This is a genomic window from Paenibacillus sp. P3E, from assembly GCF_001909045.1.
Taxonomy (GTDB): Bacteria; Bacillota; Bacilli; order Paenibacillales; family Paenibacillaceae; genus Paenibacillus_AQ; species Paenibacillus_AQ helianthi.
Map to the genome: position 1 here is coordinate 24,064 of NZ_LVWH01000185.1, position 22,479 is coordinate 46,542.

Sequence of the window (22,479 nt, forward strand, 5' to 3'; positions counted from 1 at the left end):
AAAGAGGGAGAATGAAGGTAACAGAAGGTACAAAATTGCCGGGTGCCAGCGACAGCTGGAATGAGAATGGACTCACTATAAAACATTCAAGAGGGTGACAGATTGGTAATATTGGCGTTTATTCTATGTCTTTTTATTCTACAGATTGCTGTAATCCTGCTGCTCGAATTCCGCCGCCCGCAAAGAGCGTTGGCCTGGTTGCTCGTTACCTTCTGCTGCCCGCCGCTCGGGCTGTTGTTCTATTATTTTTTCGGCCGGGATTATTGGCAGAATCGCAAGCTCGAGAAGAGGTGTATTTCGTTATTTCGGGAGATCCGTGCTCATGTGTCCGGTATAGTCAAGCTTGTGAAACATGCGGAAGAGAGTGGGAATCCGCATTTCTCAGACTATAAAGGACTGTTGTTCCTGCTCTCCCGGCTGTCAGAGATTCCGGTCACCGGCCGGAACAAGTGCCAAGTACTGGCTGACGGACAGGAAGCTTATGACTCTATGCTTGAAGCTATGGAAGCAGCGCGGGAGCATATCCATATGGAATTCTATATTTTTCGTGATGATGAGACCGGGAAGCAGTTTCAGGAGGTCATGATCCGTAAAGCGCGCCAGGGGGTGAGGGTCCGCCTGCTTTGTGATGGACTCGGCAGCCATAAGCTAGGCCGCGACTTCATTGGAAGGCTGAGAAATGCCGGAGTGGAGGTTCATTTCTTCCTGCCGCCATTAAACTCCCTGCTGGAGCGCAGGTTCAATTTCCGGAATCACCGGAAAATCGTTGTTGTCGATGGGCGTGTGGGGTTCACCGGTGGCATGAACGTAGGGGATGATTATCTGGGGAGAAATCCCAAGCTGGGATATTGGCGGGACACCCATCTTCGTCTGGAAGGGGATGCGGTCTACAGCCTGCAGTATGTTTTCCTGAAAGATTGGAGGCTGGCAGCAGGTGAGGGAGTGAGCCATCCCCGCTTTTTCCCGGCGCATGATTGTGCGGAAGAAAAGGCCGTTCTCGTTGTCGCCAGTGGACCGGACGGGGCGCTGGATACCTCACAGGAGATGTATTTCGCGTCAATTACAGCGGCGAAAGAGCGGATATGGATTACCTCACCTTATTTTATTCCCGATCCTACGATCTGCCGGGCGCTCAAGAGTGCGGTGCTTGCTGGAGTGGATGTGCGGATCATCATTCCGGACAAACCGGACAACAGGCTGGTGTACAATGCGTCTCTCTCCTACCTGGAAAACCTGCAGGATGCCGGAGTGAAATTCTACCGGTATCAGAAAGGGTTCATGCATGCCAAAATTATGATTATCGATGATATCCTGGGGACGGTGGGGAGTGCCAATCTGGATATGCGGAGCTTTTACTCCAACTTTGAGCTGACAGCCGTCATGCTTAGTCCGGAGGTGATTACGCTGCTTGCTGCTGGTTTTGAACAGGATCTGGAGCATAGTGAATTTATTGAGCCGGCAATCTTTCGGAGAAGAGGAGGAATTGTCAAATGCATAGAAAACCTTTGTCAGCTGTTATCACCGCTTTTATGACAGTTTAAGCGATAGAAACTTGAGTTTTCGAAGGTTCTAACATTTTCTATGCCATAAAGGACCCTCTTTTATGATATAATGAAGGTATAAGAAGTAACTATACTTTTAACAGGGGGAGTTCTATGACTGTAAGCCAGCAATTATTCACGAATGGGGAACAGAAGAAACCTCAGAAATCAGAAGCCTTTAAGAGGGCCAAATTGGTTCAAAGGATCGTAATGATCGTGCTTGGATCAGCGATGATGTCTGTGGCATTGGAGATTTTCCTTGTTCCCAATCAATTGATTGACGGCGGAATTACCGGTATTTCCATTATGATATCCCATATTTTCCATATCCCGCTGGGGATTATATTAACTCTGCTTAACCTGCCGTTCCTTGTAATCGGCTATAAGCAAATCGGTAAAACCTTTGCCTTATCCACTCTGTTTGCTGTAGTTCTGATGTCCATTGGCACTCAACTGCTGCATCCTGTAGCCCCGCTAACGGGTGAACCGCTGCTTGCCGCAGTGTTTGGAGGCGTTATTCTGGGTGTAGGTGTTGGCCTGGTGGTACGGTATGGAGGATCGCTGGATGGAACAGAAATCATCGCTATTCTGGTCTCGAAGAAGCTTCCATTCTCCGTAGGTGAAGTAGTCATGTTCTTCAACCTGTTTATTCTATCCGGTGCAGGCTTTGTGTTTGGCTGGAACAATGCGATGTTCTCTTTAATCGCTTACTACATTGCTTTTAAGGTGATTGATGTTACGCTTGAGGGTTTGGATCAATCGAAATCGGTATGGATCATCAGCGATAAATTCCGTGATATCGGAGAAGCGCTGACCGAGCGACTCGGACGTGGTGTTACTTATCTGGAAGGGGAAGGCGGCTTCTCCGGAGATAACAAGAAAGTGATTTTTGTAGTGATTACCCGCTTGGAAGAAGCGAAACTTAAAGCTATTGTTGAAGATTGGGATACCGAAGCTTTTGTCGCGATTGGCAATATCCATGATGTTAAGGGCGGCCGCTTTAAGAAAAAATCAATCCATTAGCTTTGCCCGTAATTAACGGGAGCGCTAACCGAAGGAAGGTATATTTACGAACGACAGAGTAATCAATTCGGCGTCTGTATCAAGTATCGCCGCATTCTCATATAGAATACCTTCCGTCCGTAAGATGGACGTCTGATAAGCCCGCAGCCTGAAAAGGCATTTGCGGGCTTATTGCTTTTTGGAGAGGAGAAACTATGGGAGCTTGGAAATAAGAGCCTCCACCGGCTGTGCAGGCACTTTGGCGATCAGATCACCCATGCGGCTGAGGCGCTCCTCGATGTTCTGCAGGTGGAAATCAGCAGGCGAGACATTCCGCCGAACCTCTTCCCACAGAAGAGGAGTAGATACGGTAGCCAGCGGGCGGGCTCGTGGCGTATAAGGTGCAGCAAGCGTTTTGCCGCCATAATGTTGAAGGTAATCAAAATAAATTTTGTCCCCCCGATGCTTCTTCAGCCGCTCCAGGGTGAACAGGTCGGGACGTTTCTCTGTCACGTACCGACCGACAAAGTGGCCGATCCGGCGAAGGCCGTCAAAAGTGACTCCGGGGCGGATAGGTACAATAATCTGCACGCCTGTTGCACCGGAGGTCTTCGGGACGGAGGCAATGCCCAGAGATTGGAGCACCTCGCCTACGACTGCAGTCGCTTCCATAATCCGTGGTTCGACTTCAAGCGACGGGTCAAGGTCAATCATCCATTCGCAGGGCAGCTCACTTCCCGCGTAATGAAGCGAAGGATGAAACTCCAGGGCGGCCATATTGCCCAGCCAGAGCAGCTCCGGCAGCCCTTGAAGAAGGATATAAGTGATGTTGTCATGTGTTGCTGTACGGACAAAGTCGGGCAGGGGCTCAGGTGCATTCTTCTGATAAAAGGACATGCCTGGCACGCCGTGCGGATAGCGGATCACCGTTAGGAGACGGTCCCGGCAGTATTGCAGCAGATAAGGGGAAAGGGCGGCCAGTTTTTCCAGGTAAATTCGCTTGGTAATGCCGCGTTCCGGCCACAACAGCTTATCCGGGTTCGTTATGGTGATTTCTTGTCCTCCGATGGTAATGGAACCCCGGATAGTCTTGGGCATCCGGCATCCTCCTTTGGAAATATGAAATATCTTGCATTGTCATCCTTTCTGCTCCAACCGGCAGGACAGCGGGGGAAGGTCCAATTGGGCTTGGATGACAGGTTGACGCAGGGTTCCCGAGTGGTTCCACTCCAGGAAATGCAGTTTGAAGACCAGCTGGGGCTGAATCCAGACGGCTCCCTTACTCCGCTGCGGGACAGTGGTGAAGGGCATGTCTGAAGTTCGAAGCTTCTCAACCTGTGCAGTTAAGCTGCGCCAATCCTGTACGGTCATCCGGCCTGCTCCGGCATGCCCGATATAATGCAGCTTGTCTTCGCTGTCATAAAGGCCAAAGAGCAGAGCATTCACAAGTCCATCCCTATACGTAACACCGCCAACTACGGCGGTTACGTCGGAGATGATCTTACGCTTTTGCCATCGACCGTCTTTTCCGCCCGGTGCATAGGTGCTGTTAATGTCCTTGCACACAATCCCTTCCAGGCTTCCGTTCTGTGCAGCAGCTAAAAGCTCAGACGGGCGGGTATAGCTGGGCACGTTCTGCACATGGGGATGGGGAAGCAGGATGTGGCCTAAGGTCTGCTGCCGGCTCGACAGCGGCTGGTCCAGAAGCCATAAGCCATCATAGTACAAAATATCAAATATCATATAGAGCACGGGCACCTGCGGGCGGACAGCCTTGATGGCTGCGGCATTCTTCAGGCTGTCCCGGCGCATGACCTCATGAAAGGACGGTTTGCCGCCGCTGAGCGCGATGACTTCACCGTCCAGTATCACCGATTCAGCCCTGCAGTAAGCTCTGGGGTCGGCGATTTCAGGGTACTGCAGGGTACGGCGGTTGCCACGCCGGTTAATCAGTTCAGCGGCTTTCCCATCGTAATAGGAGAGCATACGCACACCATCCCACTTAATCTGCGCAATCCACTGATCACCCTCCGGCAGTTGTGATGCCAGTATAGGTTCGAAAGGAACTACCGGCTGCAGCTTCATGGGTTAAGCACCGGTTTCTTTGCTCTTGGCTGTGCGCCGTTTGGGTTTGGGCGGCGCTATGACCGGGATCGGACCGGTGGCCTCATTCACGACCGCAGTACCGGCTGGGACTTTGGATGATTTGGCAGTGGGTGTTTTTTTCCTGCCGGCTGCGCCAGTTTGCGGATTCGTCTTGGCGGCAGCGGGCGATGGTCCCGGATCTGTCGGAATATGCTGTACCGCCTCGATACTGGCCTGAAGTGCAGCCATCAGATCGATGACATTGCTCTCCTGGCGGGCCGGAGCAATATGGAATTCCTCGCCGGCAATCTTATGGGTAATCAGGTCAAGCATCCGCTGGCGGTAGTCATCCGTGTATTTGCCCGGCTCAAACGGGGTGGACAGCTGAGAAATCAGCAGCTTGGCCATATCCAGCTCCTTATCACTTACGATACCGGGCTCCGGCAGTCCTGGAACCTGAGATACCGGCCGAACCTCATCGGGATAATATATAGTTTCGATTGCCAGGCAATCAGCCAGCACGCGGATGGCGGCGAGGCTGCTTTTGGACCGGATGGAAATTTTGGCGATTCCGATCTTGCCGGTCTGGCGCATGGCTTCCATCAATAGGCGATACGCGTTAGCTCCCGCCTGGTCTGGAGAGAGGTAATATGTTTTTTGAAAATAGATCGGGTCGATCTCCGTTAAGTCCACAAAATCCAAAATGGTAATGTTTTTGCTGCTCTCCTCTGTCAGCTGATCCAGCTCTTCTTTGTCAAACAGGACAAATTTCCCCTTCTCATACTCGTAGCCCTTGCCGATTTCCTCCCAAGCCACTTCCTTGTCGCAGACAGGGCATTTGCGCACATAGGACAGCGGACTGCCGCATTCCTTATGGATGTAGCGTAGTGATATGTCTTTGTCCTCGGTAGCGGAGAACATTTTGACCGGAACATGGACAAGCCCGAAGCTGATGGCCCCTTTCCAAACAGTATGCATGATGATCCCTCCTGATCCAAAGTGCTTTGGCTTAGTATGCGGCAGCAGGTCTTTTTCTAGCCTGATGCATTTTTTGCGCCGGTTGGGAAAAAATAAGCTCAGGCATGAAGGATATACCCTGCGTTCAATTGGAGGTAGCAGAAATGGATCAGGAACGAAACGGATGGATCGATGCTTTGTCAGAGCAGGATATCCCGGCTGAAGCCGTGGATTGGGAGAGTATCGTAGAGACTGGGGAAGACGAAGAGCTGCGCGAAAATTTCGACCGGCTGGATGCGGAAGCGACAATCGGCGAACTGCCGGCGGTGGATGATAACCTATTTAAGGAGACCCAAAAATGAACATACAGCGGGCAAAGGAAATTTACGCTTCCGAGGATATGATCTCTGTACATCTGGACGGAGAGCCGGTCTGGATCGAACATGTGGATTCGGATAATGGGATGGCTACAGTGCAGGTGGGCTCACGTCCGACAAATACGCATACAGTAGGCGTGGAGCGTTTGGAAGAGCAGGGCAGCTAGGCCCAGAGATATTGTAAATATGAACCGATTGAGGGGGGCAGTACCCGTTCAATCGGTTTTTTATTATTGACGGAGGCTGAACCAAACCCCTATATTGAACTTGTGAAAATGATGAAAAGAGTTAATCTAGGGTGCGTCCCATATTGCTCGGTGTTTGTTCGGCGTTGTTTTTTGCCGTAACGTGTGTACTTAACCGGAGGATGGAGCTGGCAGGCGGGAACTGGGGCAAAGAGTGAAGGACGGCTGTTGCGGTGGCAGTATCATACCGATATAATTGAAAGTATTGCTACTTGGAAAGCTGGAGTATTTTAATATGTAGAGGTGGTAGTTGCAGCTTGAACAACAATGCTGAAACGGTGTTCACTTACCGTTCATATAGCCTGGCGGACACAGATTTGCTGGCAGCTGACCTGGCCGCCTTGGTGACTGCCGGCACGGTAATCGGGCTGGACGGCGATTTGGGTGCAGGGAAGACGGCGTTCTCGCAGAGCTTTGCACGTCATTTGGGCGTGGAAGGGATCGTCAGCAGCCCCACTTTTACGATCATCAAGGAGTATCAGGGACGCCTTCCGCTGTATCATATGGATGTATACCGCATTTCGCTTCAGGAAGCGGATGAACTGGGACTGGATGAGTATTTTTATGGGCAGGGTGTGAGCCTGGTCGAATGGAGCAGTATAATTTCGGATTTGATGCCACCGCAGCATCTCCATATAGCGATGGAAACTTACGGGCCGGAGGAACGGCTGATTACGGTGACCGGAAGCGGGGAGCCTTACGGTGAATTATGCCGGGCTATGATCCAGAAGTGGGGTAATGAAAGATGAAGAATCAAATGGAAGAGCCGCGCAAGCGGTTTTTGGCGCTGGATACATCCACGGCTGTACTCGGAGTAGCAATAACAGAAAACGGCAAGCTGCTGCACGAGACGAATGCTTCCGGGGAACGGAACCATTCCGTGCACCTGCTGCCTATCATTGAGCAGGCACTGCAGGCCACCGGTACGACTTCCGCCATGATTGGCGGAGTCTCTGTGGGCCTGGGTCCCGGCTCTTATACCGGAACACGCATCGCTGTTACAGCTGCCAAGACACTGGCCTGGGCCTGGAAGGTGCCAGTAGCCGGTATTTCCAGCCTGCAGGCGTTGGCTTGGGGCGGTTTGGCGGCAGCTTTGGGGCAGCCGGAGGGGGCAGAAGGGAATCCAATGTCCGGGACAGGCCCGGACTGGATCATTCCTCTCTTGGATGCGCGCCGAGGGCAAGCCTACACTGCACTGTTCGTTGCGGACGGTGATCGGGCGCCCCGCAGGCTTGAACCGGATGCTATCCGGCTTATGGCAGACTGGGTGCAGCACCTGGCCGACAGACTGAAGGCGGCGGCAGAAGGCATGAAGCCGCGCGTGATTTGGTTTGTCGGAGAGACGCAGCTGCACGGCAGCGAAGAAACGACCTTTTTGCTGCGCGAGCTGGGACGGGTACAGGCTGTGCCCTATGAGCTGGAAGGCCGCTGGGCAGGTTATTTAGGGGAAGAACGCCTGCAAGCCGGAAGCGATGATCTGCACAGTCTAATCCCGAATTATACTCAGCTTTCGGAAGCGGAAGCCAATCTGCGCCGGAGCAGTGAAGGGAGCCTGAATCAATAATGATGGAGTCGGAGCCGGTAAAAGATCAGGGAACGGAGCTTGTGTTCCGCCTGATGAAGCTTGAGGATATTCCCGAAGTTCTGATTATTGAACGGGAAGCCTTCACGATGCCGTGGACGGAGGAAGCCTTCCGCAATGAGCTGTCCCATAATCATTTTGCTAAATATATGGTCATGGAGCTGAACGGGCATATTCTTGGTTATGCGGGAATGTGGGCTATTGTCGACGAAGCGCATGTCACCAATATTGCCTTACTTGAGGCGTACCGGGGACGTAAATGGGGGGAAAGACTGCTGGACGAGCTGATGAAGACGGCTGCTTTTTTGGGCATGAAGTCCATCACACTGGAGGTCCGGGTCTCGAATGAGGTTGCCCAGAATTTGTACCGCAAAATGGGCTTCCGCCCTGCAGGTACCCGCAAAGGTTATTATTCGGATAATCGCGAGGATGCACTGATCATGTGGGCGGATCTGCCGGAGTATGGGGAGCAAGGCATGACGGAAGGAAGCGTGGACCTGAAATGAAGATACAAACGGGTGAAGTCCAGCCTGTGCTAATACTGGCTATTGAGACCAGCTGCGATGAGACTTCCGTTGCGGTGGTAAAAGACGGCAGCGAGGTGCTCTCGAACATCATCTCAAGCCAGATCGAAACGCACCGCGCGTTCGGCGGCGTCGTTCCCGAAGTGGCATCCCGCAAGCACGTGGAAGTTATTACACTGGTGATAGAGGAAGCGCTGGCGGTGGCTGGCGTACAACCGGAGCAGCTGACGGCTGTTGCGGTTACTCAGGGACCGGGTTTGGTAGGGGCGTTGCTGGTCGGTGTTGTAGCTGCCAAAAGCCTCGCGCTTGCCTGGGGCAAGCCGCTGATCGGCACGCATCATATTGCCGGGCATATCTATGCCAACCGGCTGGTAAAAGAGCTGCGATATCCGAACATGACGCTTGTCGTATCCGGCGGACATACGGAACTGGTCAGCATGCAGCGGGAAGGTGAGTTCCGGATTATCGGCCGTACCCGCGACGATGCCGTGGGCGAAGCCTATGACAAAGTTGCACGGGCACTCGGGTTTCCTTATCCCGGGGGTCCCCATGTGGACCGTTTGGCCCGCGAGGCAACCGAAGCTGTGCCGCTTCCGCGTGTCTGGCTGGAGCCGGGCTCCTATGATTTCAGCTTCAGCGGCCTGAAGTCGGCGGTGCTGAATGTGGTCAATCAGAGCAAGATGAAGGGGCTTACGCCGGATGTGGCCGGTATTGCCCGAGGCTTCCAGGAGTCAGTGGTCGAGGTACTTGTGGAGAAGGCGGTTCGTGCTGTAAAAGCAAACCAAGCCCAGCAGCTCCTGCTAAGCGGAGGCGTAGCGGCCAACAAGGGCCTGCGCGAAGCGCTTACGGCTCGCTGCGGAGCTGAGGGCATCGAGCTGATCATTCCGCCTCCGGTGTACTGCACCGATAATGCAGCTATGATCGGTGCCGCGGCTTATGTGAAATGGCAGCATGACGGCAGTACGCCGCTGGACATGGTTGCCGATCCGGGGTTCTCGCTGGAAAAATGGTCGGTAAGAGCCTATTGACATCTTTTGGAGCTGGCGGGTATAATCAGTTCAATCATTATTCATAATTTGAACAAACGCGATGAATGGAAGCAGTAAGGAGCCTCCGGGATTAGAGAGCTGCGGGTAGGTGCAACGCAGTCGAAGGAGACCTGAACTCGTCCGGGAGCGGAACGGTGGAAGCAGGAGGTTCCTTGTATAGGGACATCAACCGGTGCGTAAGTTTGCCGGACCTTTCGTACACCGTTACGGTTTGCCTCCGTAAGAGGGTCGCCCTGCACAGCAAGGATGGAACAAGTGATTGCTCCTGGTGTGCTTGCAAAGGCGTAGAGTGGATATCGTGAGGAACAGCTAAAGCGCTGGCTGAACCGGGATATCAACAAGAGTGGTACCGCGAAGGTGAACAGCCTGTCGTCTCTTGAATGAGACGGCAGGTTTTTTTGCGTGGGTTGGCACGGAACGTATATAGAGTACATGCGATGAACGGGAGTAGTAGATGATGACGGTGAACAGAGAGCTGCGGGTTGGTGCGACGCAGTCACCGGAGGCATTGAACCTCGCCCGGGAGCAGAGCGGCGGAACAGCAGATGATATGCCGCTACGGATGTCCCCGTTACAGGACCTTCATGGAGTGCTGAGAGCCACTATGGCTTGGCAGGCATCCTGTGGGGAAGAGCTGGACGCAGCTTGAAGCTTTGCTAACATAAGAAAGCTGTGCGTCAAAAAGAGTGGTACCGCGGAGGGGTGACCCGCCGTCTCTTTAATAGAGATGGCGGGTTTTTTGTGTTATTCAGGTGGTTGCTGGCTAAAGCACCATTCTGGAAAAGCAATTGAGAGTGAAGGCTGTCGCATAAATATGCAGTCAGCTACTCTATACTTGCTGCCGGCAGCAGTGGGCGGGATATCAGGAGAGCCGCAAGTCGACGTGGGGCTCTTGCAAGAAACTTTAGGTGAGGACACAAAACTTTCAGGAGGTTTTCCATGATTATTCCGGTAAAGAAACGAATTCAGATTTTTGACACGACGCTGCGTGACGGTGAGCAGGCTCCCGGTGCAAGCCTCACTCCGGAACAAAAGATTATTCTGGCCTATAAACTGGCTGAGCTGGGCGTGGACGTGCTGGAGCCGGGGTTTCCGGTATCCAGCCCGGGGGATTTTGCCGCCGTGGAGACGATCTCCCGGAAGGTGCAAGGGGTGGAAATCTGCGGCTTCGCCCGTGCGGTCAAAGGAGACATTGATGCAGCGGTCCGGGCGACAAGGGATGCTGAGCGGCGGCGGATTCATTTGTTCATCTCCTCCTCCGATATTCATCTTCGCCATCAGCTGCGCAAGAACCGGGCTGAAGTGGTGGCCGCCGCCCGGGAGATGACAGCTTATGCAAGGCAACTTTGCGACGTGGTGGAATTCACTGCTATGGATGCCGCGCGGACGGGCATCGATGATTTGATCGAAATGGTGGAGGCTGTTATTGAGGAAGGCGCAACGATTATCAATCTCCCCGATACGGTAGGCTACGCGCTCCCGCAGGAATACGGCGAGATGTTCCGCCGGGTCCGGCTTGGAGCCAGGGGCGGAGATACCGTGAGCTACAGCGCTCACTGCCACAATGATTTGGGGCTTGCTGTAGCCAATAGTCTGGCCGCTATCGCCGGCGGGGCCACGCAGATTGAGGTAACGGTCAACGGTGTGGGCGAGCGCACCGGAAACTGTGCGCTGGAAGAGCTGGTGATGGCGCTGGAGACCCGGGGAGATGTGCTGGGTGCGGAAACTGGAATTGTGCTGGAAAAGCTCTATGACACCTCACGTATCATCAGCGGGGCGATGCATTTTCCGATTGCTTACAACAAACCGGTTGTCGGCAGAAATGCCTTCCAGCATGAATCAGGGATTCACCAGGATGGGCTGCTGAAGGACCGGAGCACCTATGAAATTATGGACCCGGAGCGGCTGGGCATTCCGCGAAGCATGATCATTCTGGGTAAGCACTCCGGCAGGCATGCGCTCAAGGACCGTGCGGCAAAATATGGCATTGCCCTGAGTCCCGGGGAGCTGGACGCCCTGTATGAATCCTTCAAGGAGACGGCTGACCGCCAAAAGGCTGTCAGCGATGATGAACTGCTGCGGATGGTCAGCAGCACAACCGGACAGCAGGCACAGGTCTATGAGCTGGGCGAGGTCCAGGTGCTGGCCGGCAGCGCGACGCGACGCGTAGCCGCTGTTACGGTGCGGCATTTGAGAAGCGGTGAGGAGACGTCGCATACCAGCACCGGCGACGGGCCGCTGGAAGCCATCATTGCTGCGATTGGGCAGGGGATTGCCGAAGAGATTAACTTTACCGGACTTGAGCTGCATTCCCTCGGCAGCGGGGAGAACGCACAAGCCGAGGCGGCGGTCCTTGTGGAATGGGATGGCAATACATTTAGGGGAACGGCTATTCATCAGGACATTGTAATGGCGGCGGGGATAGCTTATATCGCGGCTTGTAATTCGGCACTGCTCTCTTCTGAGGAGCAGGTGGAGCTGGTTCCGGAAGAAGCGGTACAGATTCCGGAGTAGCTTGCCTGACGCATGTGATCTCCAAGCAGGCGGCAGCGGCCTTTAATACCCATACACAATCTACGAGTCATCTTCCCGGGCGTAGTCCCGGGAGGAGGCTCATTTTTTTATGTAGTTGCTGAATTTCAAGCATTTTTGACGAAAAAATCAGAAATAGATAACAGCAGAATCATTTGTCAAGCTGTGGACAACGTTATCCACATATTCTGTCTGAATTGTGTAAAAACCGTGTAAAATCAGCAATAACAGCATTTTTTATTGCCCGGAAAATACAGATTTACTAAGAGGCGATTTCTTGTGGTAATTGTGGATAATGTGGATAGTTCGGTGGATAAAAAGTCCTTGACAAGGAAAAACGCGATTTTACGCATAAAAAAAGGCCACACGGGCCTTTTTGTGCTATGAGTTATACACGAAAACTGTGGATAGTCTTGTGGATAACTATTTATGAACAAATCGGGAACGGTTAAAAAATATTTATTTAACGTATTTACATTATTCGTCAGCAAGGTTTTCCCATTCGCTAAATAAATTTCCAAGCTGTTCTTTTTTGAGCTTCAAATCACCTTCATGCTCTTGAAGTGCCATATAATCCTGAAAAACCTCGGGTTTGGTCATTTCATTCTCAATCCTGGCGATGGTCTCCTCAAGCTCAGCAATGTTCTCTTCGAGTTCCGAAATCCGCCGCTGGCGGTTCCGTTCCTCCCGTTTTGCCTGCTTTTCCGCTTCATAGGAAAGGGCAGTGCCTTTTTCTGCTGCCTGAGTCTCCGTGTTGGCGTTTTTGGAGGTCTTGGCAGAGGCCAGCTCCGCTTCTTCCAGGGCAATAGCTTCGAGCTCTTTCTTTTTCTCGATATAATCGTCATAATTGCCCAAATATTGATCAATCCCGCCCGGATGAAGCTCCAGTACGCGTTCGGCCATTTTGTTCAGGAAATAACGGTCATGAGAGATGAAGAGCAGGGTACCTTCAAAATCAATCAGCGCTGACTCCAGCACCTCGCGGCTCACCAGATCCAGATGGTTGGTAGGCTCATCGAGAATGAGCATATTGGCACCGCGCAGCATGAGCTTGGACAGCGCCACACGCGCTTTTTCACCGCCGCTCAGTGCGGCAACCTTCTTCAGGACATCTTCGCCGCTGAAGAGGAAATTACCAAGAATGGTGCGGATCCGTGCCTCCTCCAGCATCGGGTATTCGCTCCACAGCTCTTCCAGCACAGTATTGCGCGGATTAAGCCGTGTCTGTTCCTGATCATAGTAAGCTATTTTTACTTTGGTTCCCCAATTGACGGTGCCTGCAGAGGGCTCACGCGTACCGGTCATACACTGCAGCAATGTGGACTTGCCTATACCGTTCGGTCCAATCAAGGCTGCCGTTTCACCCCGGCGCAGCTCAAAAGAGGCGTTCCGGAACAGCGGTGCTGCATCTTTATTAAAAGCTACTGCGACATCCCGCACTTGAAGCACCTCTTTGCCGGACATGAAGTCTGGTTCGAAGGAGAAACTGGCTTTTTTCAAATCACCAAGCGGCTTATCGATACGGTCCATCTTGTCGAGTGCTTTGCGCCGGCTCTGCGCCCGTTTGGTTGTGGAGGCGCGTACGATATTGCGCTGCACGAATTCCTCCATCCGCGAAATCTCGTCCTGCTGCTTCTCGTACTGCTTCAGCCGGATCTCATATTCTGCAGCTTTCAGATCCATATAGCGGCTATAGTTGCCTGTATATCTCCGGGACTGGTGTCGTTCGATCTCGACGATTGTAGTCACCAGGCGGTCAAGAAAATAACGGTCATGGGAGACGACCAGAATGCCTCCGGCATAGCTGCGCAGATAATCCTCCAGCCAGGTGAGTGTTTCGATGTCGAGATGGTTGGTCGGTTCATCCAGCATCAGCAGATCCGGAGCCTGAAGCAGAATGCGGGCCAGCGCCAGCCGGGTTTTCTGACCGCCGCTTAGCGTGGCAATCGGCGTATCAGGCGAGAACTCCCCGAAGCCCATCCCATGCAGCACACTGCGGATGCGCGTGTTCATCTCATAGCCGCCATGATCCTTGAACCAATCCGAGCGTCTGGCGTAACGTTCCAGCAGATCCTCATAACGCTTTGGATCATCTGCCAGCTTCGGATCGGCAATATCTGCCTCCAACTGCCGCAGTTCCGCTTCCGCTTCGATCAGCGGGGCGAATACGGCCAGCATCTCTTCTTGAATAGTCTTGTCGGACTGCAGCCCGCTATTCTGGGCCAGGTAACCGATAGTGGTTTCCTTGGATTTATGAATCTGCCCGCTGTCAAAGGACATTTCACCTGCGAGAATCTGTAGGAAAGTGGACTTGCCGGCCCCGTTCACACCGACCAAGCCTACCCGTTCCTTCTCGTTCACCTGCAGGCTGATGCCGTCCAGCACGCTCTGTACTCCGTATGATTTTGTAATTCCTGTCGCTTGAAGAAGCATACCGATGAAACCTCCACCCTTGCATATTTCACCACGGCGTCTAAGCCGGGGCTGTATAAAAACCTTATTCTATAGTTTACATGAAAAGCGATTGCTGCGCGAGGGGAGGTGCGGTTTGGCATAGCTGTATTCTCCCGGGCAAGTGATCTCTCCCCCGGCAATGGCTACATCACAGGATAGGGAATTCAGACCTCTGACGGTTCCTATAACAGTGTAATAAGTGCAACCTTGGCGAACCGGGGGGAAGAGTGGTAAACTGAGTTTACAAACTATGATAAGCTAGGATATAACCAAAGGGAGGCGGCTGCCTATGACAGGCAACGGTGCGCTGCTTGCCGGACTCAAACGGAATCTTCGTGCAGAGCGAGCTGCAGTCCGTGATGGGATTGCTTCAGACGTACGGGACTTTAAGTCCGCTCAGGTCTGCAGATATGCACACGAGTGGCTGCAAAAGGAAAAGGCCGCTTCACTGCTCGCCTATGTTCCATTCCGTTCGGAGCTGGACTGCCGTGCGCTAATTGCGGAGGCTTGGGCACATGGCCGGGAGGTGCTGTTGCCCCGTGTCTTGTCTGAAGCCGAAACGATAAGCTTTCATCCGGTAAGCTCCTGGGAAGAGCTTGCACCGGGAGCTTACGGTATTCTGGAGCCATTGGCCAGCACAGGGAATGAGCAGGAGAAAGGAACGCTCCGGCTTTCGGATGTAGTCTTTGTACCGGGGCTGGCTTTTGACCGGCAGGGCGGACGTCTTGGCTATGGAAGAGGTTATTATGACCGGTTGCGGGCTTCCTGGCAGCAGAGGTCCACGCTTGCTCGAAAGCCTCCGGTTTGGATCGGTTTGGCATTCAGCCAACAACTGGTTCCTGAAGTACCAATGGATGATCATGATGCCTTTATGGACATGCTGATTACGGAAGATGGCATCATTCGCTGCCGGAAGGAGAATAAACCATGGAGTTAAGCCATTTCAATGAGCAGGGCAGAGCGCGCATGGTGGATGTGAGCGACAAGGAGATTACCAAACGGACAGCGGCTGCGCGCAGCAGTGTCGGGATGGGCCCCGGAACGCTCACAGCGATCAAGGCAGGCCGGATCGGCAAAGGCGATGTACTGGCCGTTGCTCAGGTTGCCGGAATCATGGCGGCCAAAAAAACTGCAGACTGGATTCCCATGTGCCATCCGCTGCCGCTGACCGGTATTGATATCCGCTTCTGGGATAACAACGAAGACCAGCTATATATAGAAGCAACCGTCAAGACAACAGGAAAGACCGGAGTCGAGATGGAAGCGCTGACCGCCGTTTCGGCAGCCGCGCTGACCGTATACGATATGTGCAAGGCGCTGCAGAAGGATATGATTATCGGACCTACACTGCTGGTACAGAAGAGTGGAGGCAAAACCGGAGATTATGCGCTGGAGGAAACAGAACAGCAAGATGCAGGTCAAAGCGCTGATTAAAGGCCGTGAATGCGGCCGTCTATACATAGAATAGTGAGAAGGAGGGACAACCTATGGCGTGGAAAACAGCAATCCTGACGGCCAGCGATAAAGGGGCCAGAGGCGAACGGGAAGACACGAGCGCCCAGGTTATTCGGGAACTGGTGGAAGAGGAGCTAGGTGGCGAGATCGTTGAATACCGGATCGTACCGGATGAACAGGATGAGATTATTGCTGCTCTGATTGAATTAACGGATTATTTCCAGGCGGATTTGGTGCTGACTACCGGTGGCACCGATCTTGCGATTCGTGATGTTACACCTGAGGCGACCCGGCGTGTCATTGAGCGGGAGGTGCCCGGGCTCTCGGAGGCCATGCGGAGCACGGTCATGCAGAAGAACCGGGCGGTTATGCTGTTCCGGGGGATTTGCGGCATACGTGGAAGAACTCTAATCGTGAACCTGCCGGGTACGCCCAAGGGGGTACATGAGAACCTGGCGGCAATTATGGACCAGCTGCCGGAAGCGTTGCTCATGGTAACTGGCCAATACCGGCAATAATGTTTTTTCCTCCGGTCGTGTCACCAAGAATCGTCAGAGATCACTGATGGATGTGTGACATAAGTTATGGTATTATTAATTTATATTAACAATATCATGAACGGACAGAATGAGAAGGAGGAATAACACATGCTAAGTGGTATTGGTGCTCCCGGGATTATTTTACTGGTTATACTGGCACTGCTGCTCTTTGGTCCTAACAAGCTTCCTGAACTGGGACGTGCCGTCGGACGTACCTTCCGTGAGTTTAAGGATGGGGCGCGGGAAATTATCAGTGATCCGGAACCTGTGAAGAAAAGCGAAGCTCCGGCCGCGGCAGCCCCGCAGACGATGGCAGCAGAACTTCCGCAGGACAGACGTCTGCCGGAATAATACTATTTTTCACGCAGGGGCGTTTCTCTCAGTGCTGTTTAGACTGGGCGGCGCCCTTTTTTTGAAAGACAAGAAATAATATGTTTCACGCTATAAATGGTCCTTCTCTTTCTAGTTGGAACGGATGCCTGAAAGCGATGTGTAGTATCGCGGCTTCAATCCCTTATTATTCATACATAGTCATCGGGTGGTGTCAGTCATGTCTCAGGAAGCGGAAGAAATGTCAGTGGTGGATCATTTAACCGAACTGCGCAAGCGGATTATCTATGTGCTTATTGTATTTGTGGCCGGTCTGATTGCAGGGTTATTCGTGGCCAAACCGATCTATCTCTATCTGATTCACGCCGATCAGGCTCAAGGTTTTGTGCTACATGCGTTTTCCTTCTGGGACGGCATCGGAATGTACATGAAAATCGCCATGGCTGTATCGCTGGCCGTGTCTGTGCCGTTCATCGTCTATCAGCTATGGGCATTTATCAGCCCAGGCCTCCGGCCGGTGGAGCGGAGTGCGGCTTTGCGCTACGTCCCTTACGTCTTTATCCTTTTTATTCTGGGCATCGCGTTCGCCTACTATATTGTGTTCCCGATGGCGCTGTCCTTCACCATTACGATTACCCGCAGCATGGGGCTGGAGGAGACCTACGGGATTGCCCAGTATTTCAGCTTTTTATTCAGTCTGGTCATTCCGCTGGCGCTGCTGTTCGAGCTCCCGCTTGTGGTCATGTTCCTGACCAAGCTGAGGATTCTTAATCCGCTGCGTCTGCGTAAAATGCGCCGGTACGCTTATTTTGCACTCGTCTTTATTGCTGTGGTCATCACACCGCCGGATTTCATTTCGGACTTTCTTGTGACGATACCCCTCCTGATCCTGTACGAATTCAGCGTGTTCCTGTCCGCCTTCGTCTACCGCAAGCAACTGGCCATGGACAATGAGCTGGAGGCGAGATATGTCAGGGAAGAGGAGTCCAGGTAGGGGCCTTGGCCGCACCTAGGGAACTGCACCCGGGCACGGCCATAGTCTGGGCTGAATTCTCCCCTCACAAAAGTGGCATATTTTGCCCTCCGGTGGATAGAATGTAAGAGAGTATGGGCCGGACAACCCCTCTGACCATATTTTTCCGCAAAAGCTGGATGATTTTACGTAAAAGACTTGAAATCCGTCTTCAAGTTGAGTATCATAAAAATTGTTGTTAGCACTACAGAGGGTTGAGTGCTAACGCTGATGAAAAACAAGGAAATCACCGGTATCTGCCGCGCTGAGAATCCTATTTTTCATAACTGCCGCTGAAACGCCTAAGCTTCACGGTATCCCAGTTATGTTTTCAAGGTAAACAACATATTTCAAAGGAGGCTATTTTTTCATGATCAAACCACTAGGTGAACGCGTATTGGTAGAACCAAGCGAGCAAGAGCAAACCACTTCTTTCGGGATTGTGCTTCCGGACTCCTCCAAAGAGAAGCCGCAAGAAGGTACAATTATCGCTGTAGGCAGCGGTGTCCTGAAAGACGGAGTACGTGTGCCGCTGGAAGTTAAGGAAGGCGACCGCGTGCTGTTCTCGAAATATGCCGGAACTGAAATTAAATACGAAGGCAAAGAATATTTGATTATGAAGGAAAGCGACATTCACGCGATTCTCGACTAATCGGATAGCCTTTCATAAGTGATAACCGAATATACTTACCAAACAAGCCTATGCTTTCGAAGCAAGTTTTGCACGATGTGTAGACGATGAAGTACAGCTCACAAAACTTTTAGGAGGTTAACAACACAATGGCAAAAGAAATTAAATTCAGTGAAGATGCCCGCCGCGCAATGCTGCGTGGGGTTGATGCTTTGGCAAATGCTGTAAAGGTTACACTTGGACCAAAAGGCCGCAACGTGGTGCTGGAGAAGAAATTCGGCAGCCCGCTCATCACTAACGATGGTGTAACTATCGCTAAGGAAATCGAACTGGAAGATGCTTTTGAGAACATGGGCGCACAGCTCGTCAAAGAAGTAGCTACCAAGACTAACGATGTAGCCGGTGACGGTACTACAACTGCAACGGTTCTGGCTCAAGCGATGATCCGCGAAGGTCTGAAGAACGTTACTGCAGGCGCTAACCCAATGGTTATGCGTAAAGGTATCGACAAAGCGGTTAAAGCTGCTGTAGCTGAGCTGCAAAAGATCGCAAAACCAATTGAAGATTCCCAGTCTATCGCACAAGTAGCTGCTATCTCCGCTGCTGACGACGAAGTGGGCCAACTGATTGCTGAAGCTATGGAAAAAGTGGGCAAAGACGGTGTTATCACCGTTGAAGAATCCCGTGGCTTCCTTACTGAGCTTGAAGTGGTAGAAGGCATGCAGTTCGACCGCGGTTACATTTCCCCGTACATGATTACAGATACGGACAAAATGGAAGCTGTTCTGGAGAACCCGTACATCCTGATCACCGACAAAAAGATCAGCAGCACACAGGAAATCCTGCCATTGCTCGAAAAGATCGTACAGCAGGCACGTCCGCTGGTAATCATCGCTGAAGATATTGAAGGCGAAGCTCAAGCCATGCTGATCGTGAACAAACTGCGCGGAACCTTCAACGCTGTAGCTGTCAAAGCTCCTGGCTTCGGCGACCGTCGTGAAGCTATGCTGCAGGACATCGCTGCTCTGACAGGCGGCCAAGTGATCACTGAGAAGCTCGGTCTGGACCTGAAGAGCACTACTGTGGAACAACTGGGTAATGCCCGTCAAGTACGCGTAACCAAAGAAAACACTACTATTGTAGACGGCAGTGGCGACAAAGCGGACATCAATGCACGCGTAAGCCAAATCCGTTCCCAACTGGAAGAAACTACTTCCGAGTTCGACAAAGAAAAACTGCAAGAACGTCTGGCTAAATTGGCTGGCGGCGTAGCTGTTGTCAAAGTTGGCGCTGCAACTGAAACTGAATTGAAAGAGCGCAAACTGCGCATCGAAGACGCCCTGAACGCAACCCGCGCTGCGGTTGAAGAAGGTATCGTTTCCGGTGGTGGTACAGCTCTTATAAACGTATATGCTGCTGTAGCTGCTGTTGTAGCTGAAGGCGACGAAAGAACTGGCGTTAACCTCGTGCTGCGCGCGCTCGAAGAGCCAGTCCGTACTATCGCTACTAACGCTGGTCAAGAAGGATCCGTTATCGTGGACCGCTTGAAAAAAGAAGCTGTAGGTATCGGCTACAACGCTGCTACCGATGAGTGGGTGAACATGTTCGAAGCAGGGATCGTTGACCCTGCCAAAGTAACCCGTTACGCGCTGCAGAACGCAGCATCCGTAGCTGCAATGTTCCTGACTACCGAAGCGGTTATCGCTGACAAGCCAGAGCCTGAAAAAGGCGGCGGTATGCCGGATATGGGCGGCATGGGCGGTATGGGCGGCATGATGTAATGAAGTCATTATCGAAGTAATTCGATGATGATCGACCATTGCATGACCTCATAGTGTAAAAATGAGAGACCTTTCAAGAGTTCATTGAACTTTTGGGAGGTCTCTCATTATTTTTGATAAACAAGTTATCGGAACTGGAGTTCTATTTAGGTGCTTCAATCTAACTCTTGATCTAAAAGAGGTTTTACTAAACGACGCACTTCGTCAGTTGATGTGGTATTCATTAGTTGGTCTCTTAGTTCGCCTGCGCCTCTAAATCCACGAACATAGATTTTGAAATAGCGAAGAAGTGGTCTAAATGAACGTGGCAGGGTTTCTGTTGAATATTTATCGTGAAGATCCAACTGCAAAAGAAGTAAATTGAGAAAATCCTTCGCGCTATGTTCTTTAGATTCTTTCTCAAAAGCAAACGGATTGGTGAAAATGCCGCGGCCAATCATGACACCATCAACGTCGTATTGTTCTACTAATTGTAATCCTGTTGCGCGGTCGGGAATATCTCCATTAATGGTTAACAACGTATTTGGAGCAATTTCATCGCGTAATTTTTTTATATCAGGAATTAGTTCCCAGTGTGCATCTACTTTACTCTTCTCTTTTTTTGTACGAAGGTGAATGGAAAGATTCGCAATATCTTGTTTCAATATATGTCCTAACCAATCGCGCCACTCGTCAATATTAGAGTAACCCAATCTTGTTTTAACACTAACCGGCAATCCACCTGCTTTTGCTGCTTGAATAATTTCTGCTGCAACTTCAGGATGGCGTATTAATCCAGCCCCTTTTCCACTGGATGCGGCGTTTTGTACTGGGCATCCCATGTTTATATCGATACCACGAAAACCAAGTTTTTTCATATCCATACTCATCTGTTCAAAAAGTGCAGGTTTATTGCCCCAAATATGAGCGACAATCGGTTGCTCATCATCTGTGAACATTAATCGGCCACCTACATTTTCTTTTCCAACAGGGTGACAATAATTTTCTGTACTTGTGAATTCCGTGAAAAATACGTCAGGTGTTGCAGCTTCTCTAATGACCTGACGAAATACAATATCTGTGACATCTTCCATTGGAGCTAATATAAAAAACGGCTTTGGTAGATCCATCCAAAAGTTTGATTCCATCTGTTATCTTCTCCTGTTGCAACATATAAAAACGATATAATCTATAGCAAAGTCTTTTACCCATCATACATAGTATCATTATTTTTCGTTTGATGCACAGAATCAATTGTGTGAGCGACAGACATATTGGAGTGTGATTTGGCGTGAGAGTGATATAGATTCCAATCCTGCAACCTGTCGAAAACACATGCAAACAGTGTGGTAGTATAGGCGGTATGATGTAAGACAACGAAAACCCCCTTGCGCCAGCAGGGGGGTTCGTCTTAAGCATCAGCAATGAGAGGTTTTATATTCGTTCTCCGAACTTTTGAGAAGCCTCTTTTTTATTAGTTTTTGTGGTTTACATATTAGCTGCAACAAGAAAATAAGTATTCGTCTCCTTATCCATATTAAATTCTAGATAAACTCTGAATTTAGAAATAAAGAAACCAGGTAATTCTATTTTATAACACAGGGTAGTATAGGTAGCACCTTTATCAGAGTGGTCCGAATCAAAGCTTACTCCACTAAGTGTTGCGCTCTTTAGAATATCTGCATATTTCGTAATAGTTTCACTATCATTGTTTTTGATATCCAAGGCTACTGCTTTGGCAAAATTATCCTTTGATCTTTTTTTGTAACCCATATCATAGTCATTTAAATCATCGATGACGTACTTATCAACTAGAGCATTCATATCTGAGTTTGATCCAGAGGATAGGGCTTTTCCGTAAGCTTGGATAAAAGCCAACCCTATGGATTTATTTTTTTCACCTGAAGCTGTGAGATCATGATTAGCAGGTAATGAGAGAAGCCCACTTGGAAGGCTGCTTGGCTGGGATGCCGGTGCAGCAGTTGCAGTTGGTGTTGTTGTTGCAGTTGGTGTTATTGCTGCTGGTGTTGTTGTTGCAGTTGTAGTTGGCGAAGCGTCGTTGTAAGGTTCTCCTGCATTGTCACCGCCCGTGGTTGTAATGGCAACTGTTTTGCTGCTGCCATTCCATAGGACATTCGCATTCATTGCTTCACCTACTGCCTTTGCGGGAAGGTAGGTAGAACCATTGTAGACGAGAGGCGAAATTTTATTTCCATTAGCATCTTTAGGTGTCCAGGAAGCCCCATTTACAGTGAATTTAATAGTACTATTCAGGTAAGCCTGGACTACGGAAACCCCGTTGGAAGCGTAGACCCCAACCGCCCCACATAGTAATCCGGTAACCAAAATGGAAGAGACAAACACTTTTTTCGAAATAGTCATTAAAATTAATCCTCCTAAATTA

Annotated in this window: 22 protein-coding genes and 1 other annotated feature; of the genes, 16 read left to right on the plus strand and 6 right to left on the minus strand. The window is 51.1% G+C overall.

The features are described from left to right. The first annotated feature begins 102 nt into the window (after positions 1 to 102). Both cls and A3842_RS21235 read left to right on the plus strand, forming a co-directional pair. Positions 103 to 1,533 carry a cardiolipin synthase gene (cls, locus tag A3842_RS21230; RefSeq protein WP_074102646.1) on the plus strand — a complete coding sequence of 477 codons (1,431 nt, stop codon included), beginning with the start codon at positions 103 to 105 and terminating at the stop codon, positions 1,531 to 1,533. Between the two features lie 122 nt (positions 1,534 to 1,655). Next, positions 1,656 to 2,564, plus strand: a complete 909-nt coding sequence (locus A3842_RS21235) for a YitT family protein (RefSeq protein WP_074083108.1) — start codon at positions 1,656 to 1,658, stop codon at positions 2,562 to 2,564. Positions 2,565 to 2,756: 192 nt separating this feature from the next. Here the strand turns inward: A3842_RS21235 and ligD are convergent, their stop codons facing one another. From ligD to ku, 3 genes are read right to left on the minus strand one after another with little or no spacing between them, the layout of a single operon-like run. Continuing rightward, positions 2,757 to 3,641 (minus strand): non-homologous end-joining DNA ligase, encoded by an 885-nt coding sequence (gene ligD / locus A3842_RS21240; RefSeq protein ID WP_074083109.1) that lies wholly within the window; start codon positions 3,639 to 3,641, stop codon positions 2,757 to 2,759. A gap of 39 nt (positions 3,642 to 3,680) precedes the next feature. Continuing rightward, on the minus strand, positions 3,681 to 4,628 hold the full coding sequence (locus tag A3842_RS21245) for an ATP-dependent DNA ligase (RefSeq protein ID WP_074102647.1): 948 nt from the start codon (positions 4,626 to 4,628) through the stop codon (positions 3,681 to 3,683). A 3-nt stretch (positions 4,629 to 4,631) separates the two neighbouring features. Then, on the minus strand, positions 4,632 to 5,606 hold the full coding sequence (gene ku, locus A3842_RS21250) for a non-homologous end joining protein Ku (RefSeq protein ID WP_074102648.1): 975 nt from the start codon (positions 5,604 to 5,606) through the stop codon (positions 4,632 to 4,634). Positions 5,607 to 5,749: 143 nt separating this feature from the next. Between ku and A3842_RS21255 the strand changes: the two genes are divergently transcribed. The 7 genes from A3842_RS21255 (at position 5,750) to A3842_RS21290 (ending at position 11,876) form a co-directional block, all read left to right on the plus strand. Further along, positions 5,750 to 5,947, plus strand: a complete 198-nt coding sequence (locus A3842_RS21255; RefSeq protein ID WP_074102649.1) for a hypothetical protein — start codon at positions 5,750 to 5,752, stop codon at positions 5,945 to 5,947. Further along, complete coding sequence (locus A3842_RS21260) at positions 5,944 to 6,129, plus strand: H-type small acid-soluble spore protein (RefSeq protein WP_074083113.1); 186 nt, start codon at positions 5,944 to 5,946, stop codon at positions 6,127 to 6,129. The genes A3842_RS21255 and A3842_RS21260 overlap by 4 nt, the downstream gene beginning before the upstream one ends. Positions 6,130 to 6,464: 335 nt before the next feature. After that, positions 6,465 to 6,956, plus strand: coding sequence for a tRNA (adenosine(37)-N6)-threonylcarbamoyltransferase complex ATPase subunit type 1 TsaE (gene tsaE, locus A3842_RS21265; protein WP_074102650.1), 492 nt, complete (start codon positions 6,465 to 6,467; stop codon positions 6,954 to 6,956). After that, positions 6,953 to 7,771, plus strand: coding sequence for a tRNA (adenosine(37)-N6)-threonylcarbamoyltransferase complex dimerization subunit type 1 TsaB (gene tsaB, locus A3842_RS21270; protein ID WP_074102651.1), 819 nt, complete (start codon positions 6,953 to 6,955; stop codon positions 7,769 to 7,771). The genes tsaE and tsaB overlap by 4 nt, the downstream gene beginning before the upstream one ends. Further along, the gene (gene rimI / locus A3842_RS21275; protein WP_083607010.1) at positions 7,771 to 8,295 is read left to right on the plus strand and encodes a ribosomal protein S18-alanine N-acetyltransferase; all 525 of its coding nucleotides are present in this window, start codon (positions 7,771 to 7,773) and stop codon (positions 8,293 to 8,295) included. Before tsaB ends, rimI begins: the two co-directional genes overlap by 1 nt. Continuing rightward, positions 8,292 to 9,341 carry a tRNA (adenosine(37)-N6)-threonylcarbamoyltransferase complex transferase subunit TsaD gene (tsaD, locus tag A3842_RS21280; RefSeq protein WP_074102652.1) on the plus strand — a complete coding sequence of 350 codons (1,050 nt, stop codon included), beginning with the start codon at positions 8,292 to 8,294 and terminating at the stop codon, positions 9,339 to 9,341. Before rimI ends, tsaD begins: the two co-directional genes overlap by 4 nt. A gap of 449 nt (positions 9,342 to 9,790) precedes the next feature. Continuing rightward, positions 9,791 to 10,083: a binding site (T-box leader), on the plus strand. Positions 10,084 to 10,301: 218 nt separating this feature from the next. After that, positions 10,302 to 11,876 carry a 2-isopropylmalate synthase gene (locus A3842_RS21290; RefSeq protein WP_074102653.1) on the plus strand — a complete coding sequence of 525 codons (1,575 nt, stop codon included), beginning with the start codon at positions 10,302 to 10,304 and terminating at the stop codon, positions 11,874 to 11,876. 495 nt (positions 11,877 to 12,371) lie between these two features. On the opposite strand, the gene A3842_RS21295 is transcribed toward A3842_RS21290, so the two are convergent. After that, positions 12,372 to 14,327, minus strand: a complete 1,956-nt coding sequence (locus A3842_RS21295) for an ABC-F family ATP-binding cassette domain-containing protein (protein WP_074102654.1) — start codon at positions 14,325 to 14,327, stop codon at positions 12,372 to 12,374. Positions 14,328 to 14,637: 310 nt separating this feature from the next. Here A3842_RS21295 and A3842_RS21300 point away from each other — a divergent pair, with 310 nt between their 5' ends. The 7 genes from A3842_RS21300 to groL all read left to right on the plus strand — a co-directional run bounded on the left by A3842_RS21300 (position 14,638) and on the right by groL (position 20,096). After that, complete coding sequence (locus tag A3842_RS21300) at positions 14,638 to 15,285, plus strand: 5-formyltetrahydrofolate cyclo-ligase (RefSeq protein WP_074102655.1); 648 nt, start codon at positions 14,638 to 14,640, stop codon at positions 15,283 to 15,285. After that, positions 15,276 to 15,782: a cyclic pyranopterin monophosphate synthase MoaC gene (gene moaC, locus A3842_RS21305; RefSeq protein WP_074102656.1), complete on the plus strand. Its 507-nt coding sequence runs from the start codon at positions 15,276 to 15,278 to the stop codon at positions 15,780 to 15,782. The genes A3842_RS21300 and moaC overlap by 10 nt, the downstream gene beginning before the upstream one ends. A gap of 53 nt (positions 15,783 to 15,835) precedes the next feature. After that, complete coding sequence (locus A3842_RS21310; RefSeq protein ID WP_020429419.1) at positions 15,836 to 16,321, plus strand: MogA/MoaB family molybdenum cofactor biosynthesis protein; 486 nt, start codon at positions 15,836 to 15,838, stop codon at positions 16,319 to 16,321. 129 nt (positions 16,322 to 16,450) lie between these two features. Beyond that, complete coding sequence (tatA, locus tag A3842_RS21315; protein WP_074083122.1) at positions 16,451 to 16,693, plus strand: twin-arginine translocase TatA/TatE family subunit; 243 nt, start codon at positions 16,451 to 16,453, stop codon at positions 16,691 to 16,693. A gap of 199 nt (positions 16,694 to 16,892) precedes the next feature. After that, positions 16,893 to 17,666, plus strand: coding sequence for a twin-arginine translocase subunit TatC (gene tatC, locus A3842_RS21320; protein ID WP_074102657.1), 774 nt, complete (start codon positions 16,893 to 16,895; stop codon positions 17,664 to 17,666). 388 nt (positions 17,667 to 18,054) lie between these two features. After that, a complete protein-coding gene (groES, locus tag A3842_RS21325) occupies positions 18,055 to 18,336 on the plus strand; it encodes a co-chaperone GroES (RefSeq protein ID WP_074083124.1) in 282 nt (93 codons plus the stop codon). 128 nt (positions 18,337 to 18,464) lie between these two features. Further along, positions 18,465 to 20,096: a chaperonin GroEL gene (gene groL / locus A3842_RS21330; RefSeq protein ID WP_074083125.1), complete on the plus strand. Its 1,632-nt coding sequence runs from the start codon at positions 18,465 to 18,467 to the stop codon at positions 20,094 to 20,096. Between the two features lie 155 nt (positions 20,097 to 20,251). Here groL and A3842_RS21335 read toward each other — a convergent pair whose 3' ends face one another. Then, positions 20,252 to 21,223: a tRNA dihydrouridine synthase gene (locus A3842_RS21335; RefSeq protein ID WP_074102658.1), complete on the minus strand. Its 972-nt coding sequence runs from the start codon at positions 21,221 to 21,223 to the stop codon at positions 20,252 to 20,254. Between the two features lie 340 nt (positions 21,224 to 21,563). Beyond that, positions 21,564 to 22,479: stalk domain-containing protein (locus A3842_RS21340; protein WP_218618692.1), on the minus strand; the 916-nt coding region annotated here is incomplete at its 5' end.